This is a genomic window from Clostridium cibarium (assembly GCF_014836335.1).
Classification (GTDB): Bacteria; Bacillota; Clostridia; order Clostridiales; family Clostridiaceae; genus Clostridium; species Clostridium cibarium.
In genome coordinates this window covers 33,456-53,645 of sequence record NZ_JACSRA010000017.1, presented here as the reverse complement: position 1 = coordinate 53,645, position 20,190 = coordinate 33,456, and the positions used below count along the sequence as shown (strand labels likewise).

The following is a 20,190-nucleotide window of genomic DNA, read 5'->3' as shown; positions in this document are numbered from 1 at the left end:
GGGGAGTATAAGTGTTAAGTATATTTAAGCAATATATTATAAAAATCTTTGAAAATAAAAAAAATAGAGTAAAGACGTACATAGAACTAAAGTTGAGTTATCTTAAAGCTTATGTTGAGGAGCATGATTTTAATAATTTACAATATGAAGATCTCGCACCAAAAGATGACGTTGATAAAAAAGGACATTATACACAAGCGTTGGATTGGTCTATTGATAATGAAAACATATACAATATAGCAATGACTGGTTCATATGGTTCTGGTAAAAGTAGTTTATTAAGAACATATCAGAAAAAGAGGCTTAATAACCACTACTTAAATATATCATTAGCTTCATTTTATGAACAAATAGAAACGGATGAAGATGATTCAAAAGTTGTTCAATTTACTGATAATGAAATAGAGAAAGGTATTTTACAACAATTATTTTATAAAATAGATGCAAGCCGTATTCCGTTCACAAGGTTTAGGAAAATTAAAAATATAAAAACGGTAAATATACTCATTACAATAGTAATCTTTTTTATAACATTAGCGTTAGGTAATATTATTGTATTTCCTAGTATTCTAGATGAATTAGAAGATAGGTCAATTGAATTGTATAGTTATTTTAATTCTGATTTGTTAGTAGCATTATTGTACATTTCTTTTGCAGTTGTAGCAATTTACAATGTGGTTAAATTAATAAAGTATTGTAATGGCAAATTAAAGCTAAGTAAACTCTCCTTTGAAAACACTAAAATAGAATTAGATAAAGAAAACAATGAATCAATATTTAATAAATATCTTGATGAGATATTATATTTTTTTGAGGTAACTAAGTATAATGTAGTTATAATTGAGGACTTAGATAGATTTGATAATACTAAGATATTTATAAAGTTGAGGGAATTAAATTCTTTAATTAATAATTATGAGAAAATTAAGAGAAAAATTGTGTTCGTATATGCTATAAAAGATGATATGTTTAAAAACAAGGAACGCACAAAATTTTTTGAATTTATTATACCAGTTATACCGGTTATAAGTTCAGTTAACTCAGGTGATAAGCTATTAAAAAAAATAGTGGATAGTAAATTAGATAACGTTATTAGTAGTGAATTTATTAATGGAGTATCTGTATATATTGATGATATGCGTATTTTAAATAATATTTTTAATGAGTTTATATTATATAAAAATCTTCTTACAGATATAACACTAAAAGTAGAGAAGGTATTGTCTTTAATAATATATAAGAATTTATATCCAAGTGATTTTGAAAAGCTCCAACATAATGCAGGACTTATTTATAATGTATTTAAAAATAAAAAAGATTTTATTCAAGAAAAGATAGCGCAAGTAAAGAAGGAAGGACAAGATATAGTAGACAAAATAGAAAAAGCTAACAATGAATGTATATCTAGTACTAAAGAGCTAAAGATATTATTATTGTATTGCTTATGTGGACATAATTATGATGTTTTTAGAATTGATGCAAAAGGGGTACAATACGAAATTGATACTTTCTTGAAAGATGATTTTAATTTATCTGTTTTAGAAGATGGAGGGCTGGACATTTATTACCAATCTAGATACGGTACTTCATATTTAAGCAGCAATATGAAAAATGCAAATGCAAATTTGGATTCAAATAGGACATTTGTTCAAAGATTTGAGGACATAAGATTAAAAAGTAGAGAAACACAAGAAAATTTAAAAGAGCAGATTGAAGAGTTAAAAGAGAAGGAAAGATCCTTAAAATCATGGAAACTAGAAAAATTAATTAAAAAGTTTGGTGCAGAATCTTTGTTATGTAGAGAAGTGTTTAATGAAAAACCTATTGTCTATCTTCTTAGACATGGTTATATAGATGAAACGTATATAAATTACTTAACCTATTTTTATGAAAATAATATTACAGTACAGGACATGAATTTTATTCTTTCGGTTAGAAATTATGAAGCAAAAGACTTTAATTATGAACTATTGAAAATAGAACAAATTATTTCAAAATTAAATATTTATGAATTTGAACAGAAGGAAATATTGAACTTTAATCTTTTGGATTATATTCTAGGTAATAAAAAGGAATATAATGCTCATTTAGCTCTTGTGATAAAGAAGTTATCGGATTATTCATTAGAATCAATAACATTCATAGATCAATTTAAGGACTGTACTAAATATAGAGAAGATTTTTGGAATTTGATTTGTAGCAAGTGTAATAATATGTGGAGTTATATAGTAGAAAAAACAGATTATTCTAAAAATAAAAAAGATACGTATTTAATGGATTTAATTAGATACTTAGATATAAACATCATAGAAGAAATTAATATTGATAATGTATTAGTAGAGTATATTGAGAATAGTAAAGAATTTCTTTGTATGGTGTACATCGTAGAAATAGACAAAATAAAAGAAATATTTTTAATGTTTAATTTAAAACTTAATTTTATAGGAATGGAGGGTGTAAGTGAAAAACTATTAGATTTTGTTTGGGATGGTAACTATTATAGAATAACCACTGAAATAATAGAAGATATTTTGATTAACAAATGTTCAGGAAAAATAGATGATATTAGAAAAGCAAATTATACTACAATATGTAAATCAGGATATAAGTCATTATGCCAGTATGTAGATCAAAATATTAAAGATTATATCATGAATGTGTATCTAAAACTTGAAGGGAATATGGAAGAAGATATTAATAATATAATAAAGTTATTAAATTGGGATAATAATATGCTACCTACTAATATTAAAGAAAGAATAATAGCAAAAGGCAATTTTGTTATATCAGATGTTTTGAAAGTTCATAGTGAAGTATGGGCTGAGTTATTTAATAATATTAGAGTAGAAATTAATTGGGCTAATTTAGTTGAATACTATAAGTACGTAGAAGAATTTGATGAAGTTTTAACTATCTTTTTAAATAAAGAAGAAGTATATAGGGTTTTATCTTCAAATAAGTATCAAATTGAAGGCCAAGAATTACTTATTGAGTTTACTATAAATTTAGTAAGTATGAAAATTTCAAATAGTTCATTTAAGGTATTAGTAAAATCTATTCCAATAAAATTTAGTAAATTAGATATTGGTGGACTTGATACAGAACGTGTTGATACATTAATTGATTATGGTATTCTTATGTTTAATGTAGGTGCTTATGATGATGTAAGGAGAAGCTGTGAAAATAACTTGCATATAAAATTTATTGAGAGAAACTTAAAAGATTATTTAGAAGATATATCTTCATATGAAGTTGATGAAGAAGATTTATGTAAAATCTTAAAATTACAAAAAATCACAACAGAAAATATACAAGAAATTATTAATCACATAAAAGTAGATTTGATTAATAGAGAGCTATCAAAAGTAATAGCAGAAGTGATTTTAAGTAATAATAAGAACATAATATTAGAAGATAATATTTACAAAAAAGTATTTGACCAAATTAACCCAGAAGATAAAATATCTCTTATAATTAAGAATTCAGGAATTATGGAAAAGGGAATTATAAAAGAATCACTTGATAATTTGGGATACCCATTTAATGAAATCAATTTATCTAAAAAAAGAGTGAAAATTGATTATGATGAAAAAATATTAAATTTAGCAATAGCATTAAAAGAAAGTAATTATATTTCTAGTTATACATTAAATGGAGATGATAACAAAAAGGTAGTGCAATTCAATACTAAAATGAAGGATTAAAATATCTATATCGATTTATTTGTATAAATATAGTATAACTAAAGTAAACTTATTAAAAGTGATTTGGACATACTTTATTGTATGAAAATATAGTATTTAGTTAAGTTGTACGCAATTTTGACCAAACTTTATTGCAATATTTTAAAAATCAAATATACTAAATTCAACGTTTGTTAAAAATATTTTGGACGTACTTTATTGTATATCACAATTATTGTAAATTTGAAACAAAGTTTGATCGTTTGAAAGAAAGATTGATCATTTGAAACAAAGTTTGATTTTTTGAAACAAAGTTGAATCAAAATTGTAAAGAGAGTAAATACTATAATTATGATGTTATAGTATTATCTAGTAAGTAAATAATTAGTCAGATAAGGCTAGACATTTTAAGTAAATTTTAAAATGTCTAGCCTTTTATTTTTTACAAAACAGTGATTTTTATTTATTAAACACATTATTATTTTGAATTTGTGGGCTTAAAATACAAGTCTTCTACTTTTTGATCCTCATAGATCTAATTGAGGATTTCTATAGAAGAAATATATAATTTTTAAAACTTCATCTCTATTCGTTTGAGCTAAAAGATTTTTTGAAGGTTGGTAAATTAGACAAAGCTATCCTTTTCTATTAAGATAGCTTTGTTAAATAAATATTATCTATTTTCTTGAACAAAATAATTTGTTGTCATATTAATTGTATCATCTAGCAATTTTCCACTATTACCATGTCCGCCGCCTCTTATAATATTTAAAGTGGCATGTGGGCAAACTTTTGTGTATTTTTGTGCATAGCTTAAAGGAACAACGTAATCATTATCTCCGTGAAGAATAAGAATATCTTTATTACATTTAGCTGCTCTTCCATAAAGATCAAATCCTATTGCATCTTTAAAGAATGCTTTACCATACATAACTCTTCCACCCAATACAGGTATTCTATCTGGAATGTTGTGTATATCTACTTTTGCGTCAAATAATATTCCTTTTTCGCAATTATCTACAAGTACTGCAGCTGGAGCCCAAAGACAGACTGATTTAATTTCCCTAGAACGATCACCAGCTACAACACTTGTTACAGCTCCGCCCATACTAAATCCAAATAGATTAATTTTACTTGAATCAACAAAACTTAAAGTTTTAACATAGTTTATTACAGCACTTAAATCATCCATTTCTGTTTTAATAGAATTATCGATTAAACTTCCACCGCTTCTTCCATTTCCATCGAAATCAAATCTTACTGTAGCAAATCCTCTGCTATTTAAACTTGAAGCAAGTTTTACAAAATCACCGCCAGAATCACGGTTTCCGAAGATTCCATGAGACATAATAACTACAGGAACTTTTTTGTTACCTATTCCTTGTGGCAATTCAACAGTACCTCTTATTGGTACTGATCTAGAGTTCCTACATTCAAATTCAAATTTACTAAATTGAGATTGGTTGGAACCTTGAACATTTTGATATGCTGTAGAATTAGTTCCTGAATTCATAGTTTTTGCGGAAACACTGAAGCTTGAAAATATCATAATTCCTAAAGCTGCACATAAAATTTTTGCTTTTTTCATTTAAATTCCCCCTTATATAGTATTTAATCATTATTTTACATATGTAGATAGAATTAGAACAGTTATTTCTCGTAAACTGCTGTTCTTAAGTCGTAATCTAAAGAACAATGCTCATATAAAGAAGAAATATATATTATGTGTTTCAAATCACAGATTAAAAGATTGCTATAGATATAATTAAGTTATAAAGAAAAAACAGTTGGGAGAGAAGTATATGGCAAATATAAAGAATTTAGAAAGACAACATTTAGAGATAAAGAAATTATTTTCAGAAATAAATGAGAAAATCAATTCAAAGGACGTAGCAGGAAATATAGATGATTTAGTAAAAGATATTAATATCCTTGCAGGTAAATTGAATATTCATATGAGTTCTGAAGATAAATTTTTATATCCAACATTGATTGAAAGTGATAATAAAGAATTAAGAGAAATTGCTAAAGAATATAGCTCAGAGATGGGAGATATTTTTGCTAAATTTAATGATTATAAAAGCAAGTTTAATACAAAAAATAAAATCTTAGGGGATGTATATGGATTTATAAAAGAAAGTAAACAAATAGTAGGCTTATTAGAGAGTAGAATTTCTAAAGAAGATAAGCATCTATATCCTAGAATTGCAGCTTTATAGGGAGGGATTATAATGATGGATAATTTTAAAAGCTCAGATAAAATAGGAGATATTGTTACAGTTTTTCCAGGAGCAAGTAATTTATTTCTTGAGTATAAAGTAGATTTTTGCTGTGGAGGAAATAGACCTTTAATAGAAGCTATAGAAGAACAAAATATAGATGAAAGTGAAATAATAACTATCCTAAATGAAAGGTATAGAGAATTTATGGATAGTAATGAGAAATTCACTGATTGGGCTAAGGAAAGTCCAAGCAAACTTGTTGACTATGTGGTGGGAAAACATCATTTCTATCTCAATAAGGAATTACCAATAATAAGTGAACTTACATTAAAGATATTAAAAGTGCATGGTGACAAACACACTGAACTTTTTGAAGTTCACAGGTTGTTTAATAATTTAAGAACAGAACTTGAAGGTCACTTAGTAAAAGAAGAAAAATTTATATTCCCAATGATAAAAGAATATGAAGAGAATAAAATTAATTCTGATAAGGAAAAACTATTAAATGATTTAAGAGAGCTAGAAGATGAGCATACAGGTGCTGGGGATATCATTAAAGAATTACGAAAAGTGACAGATCATTATAATACCCCAAAAGATACTTGTAGAACTTATGAATTAACTTATAGAAAGTTAAGAGAAATGGAAGAAGATATATTTCAGCACATTCATCTAGAAAATAATATATTATTTAAAAATTTATATAGGGAAGAAGAATAAAGCAGATGTTTTTAAATACATCTGCTTTATTGTTATATATTCAGATCTTTTTTATTATAAAAAGCGTAAGTGATGATTCCACATACTATAATTATAAAAATTGATAAGGTTATAAATATTATATCAAATTGCCCTCCATACATTAAATTCTTAGCTTCGAAATATTTAAATGGGGTTAGGTACTTTAGAAAATCAAGATTACTATCTATATCGATGACTACAGATAATATGAACATAATTAGGAGTATCCCAGTAGAGATTGATATTGATGTTCTTGGTTTTTTATTTATAGCAGATATTGCTGTACCAATAAATAAGAATAATAATTGTAAAATGAATAGTCCAATCATCAAATTCAAAATTCCTTCATTTAAATTTTCGCCATTATTAAAATAATTAACTATTAATATAGATGAAACAGAAATAAATATATTAAGGATAAGTATAATTATAAATGCTGCAATTAATTTTTCGGTGATAATTTTACTTCTTGAAACAGGTTTTACAAATATAAATTCTGCAGTTTTATCTCTTTCTTCTTTTGAAATAATATTTGCACCTATCATAGCTGAATGAATAGCAACCATTAAGACTAGATAAAAAAATAATACACTGTAGTATCCACTTGCTTTAGACAAATCAAAGGAGCCAATTCCCATAATGCTTAGCAAGGACTTAGGCATCTTTGATATAAGTTCATTCATAGACTCATTTGAAACTGATGTACCACTAAATTTGGCCATACCAGAGACAATTAAGAAAAATGAGGCAATGCACCATAAAATAAGAGATTTTATAAGAACTTTCATTTCTCTAATAAATATATTCATAACACATTCCTCCTTATACAGCATGAATATCTTTCTTAGAATAAATATAATAACTTATAGTTAAAGAAGTTATTATAAATATAATTTCAATAATTATAAAAGGCGATTCATATGAAGCATTTCTTGTTACATAGGATAAATCAAAATATTTAAATGGTGTTAGATACTTTAAGACATCGCTGTCTATAACTGAATCAAGCATACTAATTATAAAAAGGCCAAAAACAGTACTTAAAGAAACAGCTATTACTGATTTGATCTTAGAAACAATAGTAGAAATAAGAATTCCTAAGGTTAAAAATATAAGCTGTATAAAAAACATAGTTATAGAAATCATTATAAATATTTTAATATCAAAGGATGTATTTGAAACAAAATAAGCTATTATAATAGAAAATGATATAAAAATTATATTTGTAATAATAATAGACGTTAAAATGGCAAGTAATTTAGCTGTCATAATTTCTCTTCGAGTAACTGGTTTTGTTAAAAGAAAATCAGCTGTTTTATCACTTGTTTCTTTTGAAATAACAGAAAGCCCCAAATTCATTGCCTGGATACCACCACAAAGTGATATATATATAAATAAATATGAATAAAATCCTAAAATTGTTGAAAAGGACTCTAATGTTATTCCAAATGCTTTTCTTACTTGCTCAGGATAACTTTCAAGTAAGTTTTTTAATCCGTCTACATCTTTTGAGAATCCTGGGTACATAGATAAAAATACTATAACAATTGATAGCAAGGATAAAGTCCATATAATTGTAGATTTTCTATAGAATTTTAATTCGTGAAGAAACATATTCATAGACTTAGTCCTCCTTTTCGTAGTAATGCATAAATATTTCCTCGAGGTCTGGTTCCTCAATCCAAATATTTGACATATCTATTTGAGATAACCTTTGAATGATTAGGTTAATATTACCCTTGAATAAAAAGTTTGCCATAGTGTCATTAATTTTAAGATTACTTATACCATCTATATTAAGAAAATTATTATCTATAATAGAATTTGATTGGATTTTTATTTTTTTATAGTTATTTTCTTGTAATGTACTGATTTTTTCAACTTTAATTATTTCACCTTCTTTAATTATTGCAACTCTATTACACATTTTTTGAACTTCGCTAAGGATATGCGAAGAAAATAATATAGTTGTACCTTTTCGGTTCTCTTCTTCTAGAAGTTTGAAAAATTTTTGTTGCATAAGGGGATCAAGGCCACTTGTTGGTTCATCTAAAATAATTAGTTTAGGTTCATGAAGCAAGCCTTGAACAATTCCCACTTTCTTTTTATTCCCAAAGGATAGATCATCTATTTTTCTATTAAGATCAAGACTTAAGATTTCGGATAGTTCTTTGATTCTTTTACTACAATCTTTCTTGTAAAAACTTGCTGAATATTTCAAAAGGTCTATAACTTTCATGTTGTTGTAGTAAAAAACTTCAGAAGGTAAATAGCCTATTTCCTTTGCAATATCTGGAGCAGATTTAATACAATCTTTACCGAATATAGTGGCATTTCCGCTAGTTGGATGTATTAGTCCAAGGAGTGTTCTGATAGTGGTGGATTTACCAGCTCCATTAGGTCCAATAAATCCGAAAATTTCTCCTTCTTCAACGCAGAAGTTTACATTAGATATACCTCTTTGATTACCATATTTTTTTGTAAGGTTGTTAATTTCAATAATATTCATAATATACCTCCTAAGTATAGTAATAAATAACTTAATCAGATTAAAGTATATTTTTTATGTAAGCCATTCTTTATAAAAGTTATGTTTAAACATAAGATTTTATATTGTAATCACTAGGAAGATGGCTGGTATCATTTAGAGATACAATTTTAGGTGTCAAACTATCATCGAAGGATAACTTACATATGGAAGTATTACCGAGAATAATTTGATGGTACATAGTCATTTTCCAGTCAAAAAGGCCTATTAATCCTGCTTTAATGATTCCTCCATGTGCCACAATCATAATTTTTTTACCTTTATGTTTATTTACTATTTTTAAAATAGTTTCTTTAGCACGAATAGATGCCATTTTTATACTTAGGTCTCCACCACAAATTGGACCTGTAGATTCATCAGTTCTCCATATATTAAAGTTTTCAGGATAAAGTTCTTTTATCTCTTTTAAAGTAAGGGCTTCCCAGTCTCCAAAGTTAATTTCTCTTATTGCTGGTTCTATTTCTGGCTTTATATGTACATTTGAACAAATAATATTAGCAGTATCATTAGCACGTCTTAATGGGCTGCAATAAATAAAATCAAAAGAGTTTTCTACTCGATCTCGAAGTAGTTTAGCTTGATAAACACCTTCGTCAGATAGATCTATATCTGTGCATCCTTGAAATTTACCTAAGGCATTCCATTTAGTTTCACCATGTCTAACTAAAAATAATGTAGTTTTCATAGAATATCTCCTCGTTTAATATAATTAACTATATTTTACATGAAACGTATTAGATTTTCTAGGAGATAAGTATGTAAGTAAAAATATAGTGGAAATTTTAATATATATTGCAAAAAGTAAGTAATGTTTATATAATGTATATAGTTAACAAATAATTATTATTTATAGACAATTTAACTTTATTGAGAATAAAATTTGTTGGATGATAAAAAATATTACTAATTAATTTAAGGGGGATATTATAATGAAAGGTACTGTTGTGTCAACTTGGATGAAGACAAATAGAAAATTGTTTGGAGATTCCATTGTTGATGAAGGGATGAATTATGTTGGATGGGGAAGTTCGAAAATATTTTCCCCAATTGAAAATGTTGATGATGAAGAGGTTAAAAAGATAATTTCATATATAGCTGGAAAAGAAAATATGAAGGTTGGTGTTCTTTGGAGAAAAATAGGACAGGATAATATAAAGGCATTTAGTCAAGACTACCCAGCTTTTTTTAAGCATGAAAATGTGTATTCATTTTTAAAATCTATGTTTGATGTTCATGTGGTAATGACAAAAAAGTTTGCAGGAGCAAAGCCTCCTTTAGTTTTAATTGAACCAATTTCAAGTAGAGAGGCTTATTTTAGTTATAGCTCTAAGAGAGGTATGTTTGATTATTTTCTTGGAATGCTAGAAGGAACTTGTGAATATTTTAATGAAAAAGTAGAAATTCAAGAAGTTTCAAGAAGTGATTACGAATTGAAGTTAAAACTTATTTTTGATAAGGATATATATTATAAGAAAAAATATTCTATTAATAGATTATTGTCTTTTGGATTTATAAAAAGTTTTGGAGCTAAGGTGGGTGTGTTTTCTTTTATAATTTCACTCTTAGTTATGTTGCCTATATTAGGTATGGATAATATATTTAAGGTTTTAATAGGAAGTATCGTATCATTAATAGGAGCAGCTACTGGAGTAACATTAATGATGTCACCTGCAAATCATATTAAGGAGGAACTTGAGCGAATTAAGGCTAATAAATATAATGTTGATGGAAAAATAGAAACTAATGATTTCTTTGAGGATATATACAAACTAATTAATGAGCATAAAAAAGTTATTCAAGCTGACTTTGTTGGATTTAAAGGAGTTACTGATGAAATGAATACTTTTGTAAACTCAATAAGTAAAATATCTAACTCTATGAATTATACTTCTGGTGAGATAAGCGGAGTAGTTGAACAAGTTGCTGAAGGAGCTTCTATGCAAGCAGAAAATACGGATAAAGCGGTACAGGCACTTAATGAAAATGTTAGTTCTTTAAGGCAGATAGTTGAAAATGAAAATGCAAATAAGATGGAACTTGAAGAGGCTGTGAAAAAAATAAATAATAGTTATGAAAATGTTGATAATGCTAGTAAAAATATTTCCACATCTTTAGAAATGTTTAAAGAAGTTAAGATTAAAGGAACAAATTTAGAGGAAAGGGCTAATGATATTACAAGTATTGTTTCAATAGTTTCTGGAATTGCAGAACAAACTAATTTATTAGCTTTGAATGCATCTATTGAGGCTGCAAGGGCTGGGGAGCAAGGAAAAGGATTTGCAGTTGTTGCTGAGTCTATAAGAAAGTTAGCTGAACAGTCTAAAGGCGCAGTTCATGAGATTAACTCTAATTTAAAAGAATTTATTTATGAAATAGAATCTTTAGTTGAAAATATAGAAAGTCAATATGATATTTTGGACAAAGAAACTGGTAGCTTGGTAGTTGTTAGAAATATAAGTTTTGAAGCTAATAAGTCAGTACAAAATGTAGCGCTTTCAATGATAGAGACAATTAATAAGCTTAATATAGAAGCTAATGCTATATCAAAAGTTTATGATAGGATAGAATCTTTAGCAGCTATTGCAGAGGAGAACTCAGCTTCTTCTGAAGAGGTAAGTGCTAATGTATTAAGCTATACTAACGAAATTAAAAAACTTACAGAGGATATACAAGATTTTAAAGGGATTACTGAAGCATTTAAGAAAGATTTAAATAAGTATAAAATTTAATTGTAAGTATGAAAGTACATTTATGATAGGCTTTTTATATTAGTCTATCATTTCTTTTGTTATAATCTTTATAGGCCGTATTTTAAGGAGGTAATTAGTTATGGAGTATTTTCTGCTTTTTTTAGAAGGTGTTATAACATTTATTTCACCGTGTATCTTACCGTTATTACCTTTATATATATCATATTTCGCAGGTGGATATGAGAATAAGATAAAAAGTAAGTATAATGCTTTAATAAATTCTTTGGGATTTGTATTAGGCTTTACAATAATATTCACTTTACTTGGGATGTTAGCAGGAACCTTTGGAAACTTTGTAAAAGAGTACGGTAGAATTATTAATATTTTAGGTGGATTTATAGTAATTCTTTTTGGGGTTAATTACATTGGGATAATCAAGATACCCCTTTTAGAAAGAAGTTTTAAGTTGAATTGTAAAATAGAGGTTTTTAAATTCTTTTCTTCAATTTTATTTGGGATAATATTTGCAATTGGTTGGACCCCTTGTGTAGGAACATTTTTAGGAGTAGCATTAATGGTGGCGGTTAATTCTCAAAACATTTTAATAGGTACTACTATGTTATTAACTTATAGTGTAGGACTTGGGATACCGTTTGTTATGTGTGCTCTTTTGGTAGATAGCTTTAAAGAAACGTTCAATTTTGTGAAGAAGAATTATAGATTAATTAATATATTATCAGGAATTATTTTAATCATTATAGGAATTCTAATTATGACAGGATATATAAATAGAGTTCTCTACTATTTAACTTTTTAGGAGGCATTTATGAAAAATAAAAGAGTGATAACAATGGCATTAGGTTTTGTTATATTTTTAAGTTTTTCTTATGTAGGATATAACTATTTTAAAACAAAGTATAATGAAAGAAGTATAGTAAATGAATCTGATTTTAATGAAGAAAAAGTTCCTGGAGAATTAGAAAATAACGGAAAGACTTTAGCTAAGGATATTACTTTGTATGATGAAAATCTTAATAAAGTGAAGTTATCAGATTATAAGGGCAAGCCAGTTGTAATGAACTTTTGGGCTAGTTGGTGTCCTCCTTGTAAGGAAGAAATGCCTGGATTTAATGAAGTTGTAAAAAAGTATAAGGATGAAGAGGTAAGTATTTTAATGGTGAATCTAACTGATGGTCAAAGAGAAACTGTTGATATAGCTAAGAAGTATATAAAAGATAATGGATACAATATGAAAGTTTTATTTGATAGTGATATGAATGCTGCAATGAGTTATAATATTATATCTATACCAAGGACTATTTTCATAGATAAAGATGGATATATCGCTGAAGATCACAAAGGATTAATAACTAAGGAAGAGTTGGAAAAGCAAATTGATTTATTACGTAAGAGTTAATAGTTTATAATATAATAAAGAAAGTTATTTATAAACGTGCTCTTATATTTTTCGACAGTTATTTGAATTTAGTGAAAATTCATGATAATATTAATAGGATTTAATATAGAGAAGTATTGTGTTTATGAACTAAAGTTATATATATCAAAACTAGTTATTATATATAAATTAAAAAAGGGTTATAATTATAGATGGGTATATTGTGTATATAAAAAAAGATGAATAAATATAGAATGGAGTAACTATATTATAAAATTATGTATTTATTCACGTTTTTTTATAGCAATATAGAAAACTTGTGAAACGATATTAAGGTGCAGATATACTTAGTTTATTTTAAATCTTTGTATAGATAAAATTATTATATATTACATGGATAAAATAACTTTTAGAATAATTGTATAATCTGTTCTTCGGGAAAATTTGATTGGAAAATAAAAATTTAGTGGTAACTAAGTTCTAATTTTGTTGCACTTAGTTATTAGTTAGGAGATAATATGGCAAATAAAATTAAAAATAAGAGTAAGATAAAAGTTATACCTTTAGGTGGATTAGGTGAAATAGGTAAAAATATAACTGCTTTTGAATATGAAGATGAGATAGTAATTATAGATTGTGGATTAGCATTTCCAGATGAAGAGCTTTACGGAATAGATCTTATAGTTCCTGACATAACATATTTGAAAAGAAATGTTAATAAAGTCAAGGGGATTTTTATAACACATGGTCATGAAGATCATATAGGAGGATTACCATATTTTTTAAAACAAATTAATGCACCTATATATGGAACTAAACTAACTTTAGGGTTAATTGAAAGTAAGCTTATAGACCATAATATACTTAGTGATTGTACTTTAAATATGGTTAGTGCTGGAGATACAGTAGAATTGGGAAGTTTTAAGATGGAGTTTATTAGAACCAACCATAGCATAGCAGATAGTTGTGCTATTGCATTACATACACCAGTGGGAGTAATAGTGCATAGTGGTGACTTTAAAGTAGACTTTACTCCAATTGATGGAGAAACTATAGATTTGCAAAGGTATGCGCAATTGGGGAAAAGAGGAGTACTCTTATTCATGGCTGAAAGTACTAACGCTTATCATGAAGGTTATACAATGTCGGAAAGAACTGTGGGAGAAAAGTTGGAAAATCTTTTTGATAAAGCAAAAGGGAGAGTTATAGTAGCTACTTTTGCATCCAACATTCATAGAATTCAACAAATAGCTAATGCGTCTATAAAAAATGGAAGAAAGATTGCGTTTAGTGGAAGAAGTATGGAAAAAATAAGTGAAGTTGCTATAGATTTAGGATATTTATTTATACCAGAAGGAACTATAATAAATTTAAGTGAAATTAATAAGTATCCAAGTGGAAATATTACAATAATTACTACTGGAAGCCAAGGTGAGCCTATGGCTGCGCTTACAAGAATAGCATCGGGGACTCATAAAAGCATTCAAATTGAAAAAGGAGATACTGTAATTATTTCGGCAAGCCCAATACCAGGAAATCAAAGAGCTGTTTCAAATGTTATTAATGAGCTAACTGAAAGAGGTGCTGATGTAATTTATAAATCTATAGAAGAGATACATGTCTCTGGTCACGCTTGTGCAGAAGAACTTAGATTGATTCATGCTTTATTAAAGCCTAAATTCTTCATGCCGATACATGGGGAGTATAAGCATTTAATTAGTCATGCTAAAATTGCAGAAAGTATGGGTATGGATAAATCACATATATTCTTGTTAGAAACAGGAAATGTATTAGAATTATCAAGAAGTAAAGCGCAAATTAGTGGAAGCGTACCATCTGGAAGGGTTCTTATTGATGGTATAGGTGTTGGTGATGTAGGTAATGTGGTACTAAGAGATAGAAAGAGTCTTGCTGAAAATGGTATTATAACTGTAGTAATAGCTATAGATAAGGAAAATAGAAATGTAATATCTGGGCCAGATATTATTACAAGAGGATTTGTATATGTTAAAGAATCAGAGAAGCTGATTAGAGATATTAAGGTTATAGCTACTAAGTGTGTAGAGAGATGTCTTGCTAACAATATAATTCAATGGTCAGAAATAAAAAATAGTATTAGAAGAGAAATTGACAACTTTGTATATGGAAAAATGAAGAGAAAACCAATGGTTTTAACCGTAATTACTGAAATATAGACTAGTTTCAAATTTTAATAGAAAGTCTCAACTCTAAAGAAAATGCTTTAAAGTTGAGACTTTTTAATTTTATGTGGGGGTTGAAGTTTTATCTATAAATTTAAAGATTATAGCTCCCAATAAAGCAGCTAATATTGAAGTAATCATAATACTTATTTTAGCTGTGGATAATAAAGTCTCATCTGAAAATGATAGCGAAGAAATAAATAGAGACATTGTAAATCCAATACTTCCTAGAACACTTGCAGCATATAAATGTCTTTTAGTAACTTGTGAAGGAAGCTTAGCAACATTCAATTTAACTAAAATATATGAAACTCCAAAAATTCCTACTTGTTTACCTATAAGTAAACCGAAGATAATACCTAAGCTGATAGGCGAAGATAGGCTTTTTGTTATATTGCTAAAATCAATATGTATACCTGAATTTGCGAGAGCGAAAATAGGCATTATTAAAAACGTAGACCAAGGTGTTAACAGGTGTTCAAGTTTATATAGTAATGATGTTTTAAATTCATTTGTATTTTTACCACAAGGTAGTGTCATTCCAAGTAATACACCAGCAATTGTTGCATGTATTCCTGACTTAAGAAGACAAATCCATAATATTATTCCTCCAACAATGTAAAAAGAAGTAAACTTAACCTTGAGCTTATTTCCTAAAATAAGAGTTATAAGAGTAATTGCTCCTAATAAAAGAGCAATCAGAGAAATTTTCGTTGTATAGAATATGGCAATAACTACAATAGCCCCTAAGTCATCGATTATAGCTAAAGCTGTAAGGAATATTACTATACCTTTAGGAGCTTTCTTAGCTACTAATGAAAGTACTCCTAATGCGAAGGCAATGTCTGTTGCCATAGGAATTCCCCAACCTGAAATAGTTGAAGTATTATAATTTAGTAATACATAAATTATAGCTGGAGCTATCATTCCACCTATTGCAGCTGATATAGGTAATATAGTTTGTTTTATTGATTTAAGTTCGCCAATCACTAGTTCGCGCTTTATTTCCATGCCTACAACTAAAAAGAAGATAGCCATTAATCCATCGTTAATCCAGTGGAGAAGTGATAGAGAGATAGATGCATCTTTATATCCAATAGTTATATATGTGTGGAGTACATGGTTATAAGTCTCGGATAAATTAGAGTTTGCTATTATCATAGCCAAAATAGTACAGAATAGAAGTAATATTCCTCCAGTAGATTCGTTTTTTATAAAGTATGTGAATAGATCAGAAACCTTATTTCGAATTTTATTTTTCATTTCAATTAAATCCTTTCTTATATAATATTTTACGAAAAAAAGTGGGAAACTCAAAAAAATGAGTTCCCCACCCCAGAAACTAAAATTGCTTGAAAACAAATTATAAATTTGTCCAACCGATTATATATATAAACTTTTTTATAGAGTAATTATATTATATGTTAATAGTATATGCAAGTTAAGCAGGTTTTAAAAACTAAATTCAAATTTATAATTTACATTTAATATAAAATCAAATATAATAACCAATATAGTAATTAATTAAATTAATAGGTGATGGAGTTCGCCGTAAATCGCAATAAGCTAATGACTCCTGCTTTAAAAAGCAGGAGTTTTTTTATATTTTTATGGAGGTGATTGATTTGCAAAAGATTATTTTTGTTGGAGTTGGAGGATGTATTGGAGCTTCATTAAGGTATTTAATAACTATAGCTTCTTCAAAGTTAATTAATTCTAATTTCCCATTTGGAACATTAATAGTAAATGTTATCGGAGGATTTCTTATTGGTCTTATTATGGAGCTAAGTAATTCCACAGAACTCATATCTCCTAATCTTAAACTGTTTCTAACTACAGGAATTATGGGAGGTCTTACTACATTTTCAACATTTAGCTATGAAACAATAAATTTAATGAATGATGGAAGATACGTACTAGGAAGTGCAAATATATTACTTAATGTAATATTGAGCCTTGGTGGTGTTATTTTAGCAAAATTTTTATGTAAAGTTGTAGTTTAATAAAATCCTTTTTAGATTATTGATATTTTACCTTGAGTGATTAAGTTACAGAAGAAAGAAGATATATTGAATATTATAAGAGAGAAATAATTCAATAAGGTAAAAATAAATAATCTTCGGAGGGGTATATATGGAAAAGTTTTTAGTGTTATGGAAGAAGTATTCTTTTTTATTACTAGTAGCGTTTTTAACATTAGGATTAATTGATTTGAGATTTGCAATTGTAGCAGTAATTTGTATGATAGCGCCTATAGTGGTTTCTGTATTTAAGGGGAGATTTTGGTGTGGGAATTTATGCCCAAGGGGAAATTTTTATGATAATGTAGTTTCTAGATTTAGCAATAAAAAAAGAGTACCAAAGTTTTTGAAATCATACTATTTTAGAATTATAATAGTAGTATTTATGATGACTATGTTCACCATTGGGATTGTACAAAACTGGGGGAACCTTTATGGAATAGGGATGGTGTTTTATAGAATAATATTTGTGACTACTTTAATAGGTGTAATACTATCTTTGTTTTATAATCATAGGACTTGGTGCAATTTTTGTCCTATGGGAACATTAGCATCAGTTGTAGCTAAGTTTAGAAAGAGTAAGAGTGTGTTGAATGTATCATCGAGTTGTCTTTCTTGTAAGTTATGTGAGAAAAAATGCTCGATGGGGATAGTGCCTTATGATTACAAAGATGATATTTTAAGTCACCCAGATTGCATACAGTGTGGTAAATGTGTTATAGCATGTCCTAAGAAAGCTATAGGATATGATAAAGAATAGGTGAATTTTATGATTAAGAAACCTTGGCTTTTTTATTAAACAGCCAAGGTTTTTATTTATACAGTAAATTTTGATATTGAATTTTGTAAATGGCTAGATAAATCTGTTAGGTAGTTCATAGAAGCAGCGATTTCTTGGATAGATGCAGTATGTTCTTCTGTTGAAGCAGCAATTTCTTCTGTACTTGCAGCATTTTTTTCAATTATAGATATTATATTTTGGATAGATTTTTCCACATATATAGCATTAGTGTTAACCATTGCAGTTTCAGTAGCAACTTCTTCTATTTTGTTAGTAACATCAAAAACAGATTTTTGAATAAGTATAAGAGAATCTGTTGCTTTGTTAAGAGATGATGCTTGTTCATTTATAGAAGAATTTGTAGCATTAACCTCGGTAACAGCTTTACTTATATCTGATTGAACATCTATTATAAGATTACTTATTTTTTGGGTAGATTCTTTTGATAATTCTGCTAGATTACTAACTTCGCTAGCAACTACAGCAAATCCCTTGCCAGCTTCGCCAGCTCTTGCTGCCTCTATATTAGCATTTAATGCTAGCAAATTAATTTGGTCTGTAATTCCATTAATAAATTCTACAACATTTCCGATTTCATTTGATTTTATAGATAAATCAGAAATTACATTACTAACATTGTAAGAGGCATCCTTGGTGTTGTTCATTAATTGGACTTGTTGATTTAAGTTGTTAACACCTTCAGTTACAGTTTCTATTGCATTGTTTGCGAGTTTGTTCATATATACTGTATTTTCTGTTATACGCTTTACTTCTTGTACAACGTCTTGCACAGAAGTATTACTTTCATCAGCCAATTGAGATTCTCTTGAAGCGCTTTCTGCTATGTTGGAAATTGTATATGCAACTTCTTCGAAAGTCTTACTTACATCATCTGAAGTTTTCATAATATTAGATGAAGAAGAGGCTACAGATATGGCTGCATTATTTGCTTCAGAAATTAATGATCTAATTGTACTAATGAATTTATTGAAGCATTCGGTAACCTCACCCAATTCGTCATTTTTGTGTATTTTACCTACAATTGTAAGATCTCCTTTTTCTGCTTGTGACATTAAGGATTTAAACTGTTCTATAAAAATAGTAATATTTTTATATGTGGCAATAATTAATATTGAAAAAATAACTATTAAAATAACACCAAAGACTGCAATAATGGCTAAGTTTCTATTGAAGTTGCTAATATCTATATCAGAATCTTTGATCATTTTTTCAGTTTCATTACTTGATATGTCTTCTATACTTTTTACTAGGGAATCCATATCATCTGTGGGTTTTCTGTCGATTCCTTTTACTAATCCATCTACTATACGATAACTTTCAGGATTATTTGAATTATAACTTTTTATAGCTGTATTGTACTTTTGACATAAATCATTATGTTCAGTTATTAGTGAATCAACAGAAGAAGTATCTATATTTTTTGAGTTCATTTTTTCTTTTAAGTTTAATAATTTACTTTGAACATTATCTTTCTCTTTAGTAAATTGAGAGAAATATTTTTTAAAGGATTCATTATCATAGCCTCTAAGCAAAGTATCTTTCCATTCTTGGACTTGTTTTTTAAATTCAACTTGAGCTTGTCTTGCATCATCAACTATAACTATGTAATCTGAAGTGTTTTGTAATCTAGATTTATTCTTTTCATTATAATTTTCAATTGTAATCCATGAAAAACTAGTGACTCCTAGTATAAAAATCATAATAAAGCCTATTAGTAAATATAATCTTGTTCCTATTCCTTTGCTTTTTTTCATTTTTATTTATAGCCTCCCCTTGTGTTTGAGATGATAATATTTTTTATATATACCATGTTACAACATAATGTGATAAAAAATGCGAATTTAACATACATTTTACAAATCATAAATACATAATGATGTAAGAAA

At 27.5% G+C, this 20,190-nt stretch carries 16 protein-coding genes, 1 riboswitch and 1 other annotated feature; of the genes, 9 read left to right on the top strand and 7 right to left on the bottom strand.

Going from position 1 to position 20,190, the window contains the following annotated elements; genetic code table 11:
* Positions 1-11: 11 nt before the first annotated feature.
* Positions 12-3,704 carry a YobI family P-loop NTPase gene (locus tag H9661_RS11400; protein WP_191768847.1) on the top strand — a complete coding sequence of 1,231 codons (3,693 nt, stop codon included), beginning with the start codon at positions 12-14 and terminating at the stop codon, positions 3,702-3,704.
* A 652-nt stretch (positions 3,705-4,356) separates the two neighbouring features.
* Here H9661_RS11400 and H9661_RS11395 read toward each other — a convergent pair.
* Positions 4,357-5,271 carry an alpha/beta hydrolase family protein gene (locus H9661_RS11395; RefSeq protein ID WP_191768845.1) on the bottom strand — a complete coding sequence of 305 codons (915 nt, stop codon included), beginning with the start codon at positions 5,269-5,271 and terminating at the stop codon, positions 4,357-4,359.
* A 214-nt stretch (positions 5,272-5,485) separates the two neighbouring features.
* Between H9661_RS11395 and H9661_RS11390 the strand changes: the two genes are divergently transcribed.
* Together H9661_RS11390 and ric are read left to right on the top strand one after the other, a co-directional pair.
* Entirely contained in the window at positions 5,486-5,902 is a 417-nt protein-coding gene (locus H9661_RS11390; protein WP_191768843.1) for a hemerythrin domain-containing protein, read from the top strand.
* Positions 5,903-5,914: 12 nt separating this feature from the next.
* Complete coding sequence (ric, locus tag H9661_RS11385; protein WP_143317051.1) at positions 5,915-6,625, top strand: iron-sulfur cluster repair di-iron protein; 711 nt, start codon at positions 5,915-5,917, stop codon at positions 6,623-6,625.
* A 32-nt stretch (positions 6,626-6,657) separates the two neighbouring features.
* Here the strand turns inward: ric and H9661_RS11380 are convergent, their stop codons facing one another.
* From H9661_RS11380 to H9661_RS11365, 4 genes are all read right to left on the bottom strand, one after another.
* The gene (locus H9661_RS11380; protein ID WP_191768841.1) at positions 6,658-7,455 is read right to left on the bottom strand and encodes an ABC transporter permease subunit; all 798 of its coding nucleotides are present in this window, start codon (positions 7,453-7,455) and stop codon (positions 6,658-6,660) included.
* A gap of 13 nt (positions 7,456-7,468) precedes the next feature.
* Positions 7,469-8,266, bottom strand: coding sequence for an ABC transporter permease subunit (locus H9661_RS11375; RefSeq protein ID WP_191768839.1), 798 nt, complete (start codon positions 8,264-8,266; stop codon positions 7,469-7,471).
* A gap of 4 nt (positions 8,267-8,270) precedes the next feature.
* Positions 8,271-9,155, bottom strand: a complete 885-nt coding sequence (locus H9661_RS11370; protein WP_143317057.1) for an ABC transporter ATP-binding protein — start codon at positions 9,153-9,155, stop codon at positions 8,271-8,273.
* An 85-nt stretch (positions 9,156-9,240) separates the two neighbouring features.
* The gene (locus H9661_RS11365) at positions 9,241-9,879 is read right to left on the bottom strand and encodes a histidine phosphatase family protein (RefSeq protein WP_191768838.1); all 639 of its coding nucleotides are present in this window, start codon (positions 9,877-9,879) and stop codon (positions 9,241-9,243) included.
* Between the two features lie 244 nt (positions 9,880-10,123).
* Between H9661_RS11365 and H9661_RS11360 the strand changes: the two genes are divergently transcribed.
* From H9661_RS11360 to H9661_RS11345, 4 genes are all read left to right on the top strand, one after another.
* Positions 10,124-11,923 (top strand): heme NO-binding domain-containing protein, encoded by a 1,800-nt coding sequence (locus tag H9661_RS11360; protein ID WP_143317061.1) that lies wholly within the window; start codon positions 10,124-10,126, stop codon positions 11,921-11,923.
* A gap of 100 nt (positions 11,924-12,023) precedes the next feature.
* Positions 12,024-12,701 (top strand): cytochrome c biogenesis CcdA family protein, encoded by a 678-nt coding sequence (locus H9661_RS11355; protein ID WP_143317063.1) that lies wholly within the window; start codon positions 12,024-12,026, stop codon positions 12,699-12,701.
* Positions 12,702-12,710: 9 nt separating this feature from the next.
* Positions 12,711-13,301: a TlpA disulfide reductase family protein gene (locus H9661_RS11350; RefSeq protein ID WP_191768835.1), complete on the top strand. Its 591-nt coding sequence runs from the start codon at positions 12,711-12,713 to the stop codon at positions 13,299-13,301.
* Between the two features lie 497 nt (positions 13,302-13,798).
* Positions 13,799-15,475, top strand: a complete 1,677-nt coding sequence (locus H9661_RS11345) for a ribonuclease J (RefSeq protein ID WP_143317067.1) — start codon at positions 13,799-13,801, stop codon at positions 15,473-15,475.
* A 69-nt stretch (positions 15,476-15,544) separates the two neighbouring features.
* On the opposite strand, the gene nhaA is transcribed toward H9661_RS11345, so the two are convergent.
* Entirely contained in the window at positions 15,545-16,744 is a 1,200-nt protein-coding gene (gene nhaA, locus H9661_RS11340; protein WP_143317069.1) for a Na+/H+ antiporter NhaA, read from the bottom strand.
* A gap of 61 nt (positions 16,745-16,805) precedes the next feature.
* Positions 16,806-16,862, bottom strand: a sequence feature (sodium ion sensor (DUF1646 type); this cis-regulatory element may regulate processes involved in with the transportation of sodium ions).
* 145 nt (positions 16,863-17,007) lie between these two features.
* Positions 17,008-17,067: riboswitch (Fluoride riboswitch) on the top strand.
* 24 nt (positions 17,068-17,091) lie between these two features.
* On the opposite strand from nhaA, the gene crcB reads away from it, so the two are divergent.
* Complete coding sequence (crcB, locus tag H9661_RS11335; protein ID WP_341480423.1) at positions 17,092-17,484, top strand: fluoride efflux transporter CrcB; 393 nt, start codon at positions 17,092-17,094, stop codon at positions 17,482-17,484.
* Positions 17,485-17,614: 130 nt separating this feature from the next.
* Complete coding sequence (locus H9661_RS11330; protein ID WP_191768833.1) at positions 17,615-18,262, top strand: 4Fe-4S binding protein; 648 nt, start codon at positions 17,615-17,617, stop codon at positions 18,260-18,262.
* 56 nt (positions 18,263-18,318) lie between these two features.
* Here the strand turns inward: H9661_RS11330 and H9661_RS11325 are convergent, their stop codons facing one another.
* Positions 18,319-20,058: a methyl-accepting chemotaxis protein gene (locus H9661_RS11325; protein ID WP_191768831.1), complete on the bottom strand. Its 1,740-nt coding sequence runs from the start codon at positions 20,056-20,058 to the stop codon at positions 18,319-18,321.
* Positions 20,059-20,190 lie beyond the last annotated feature (132 nt).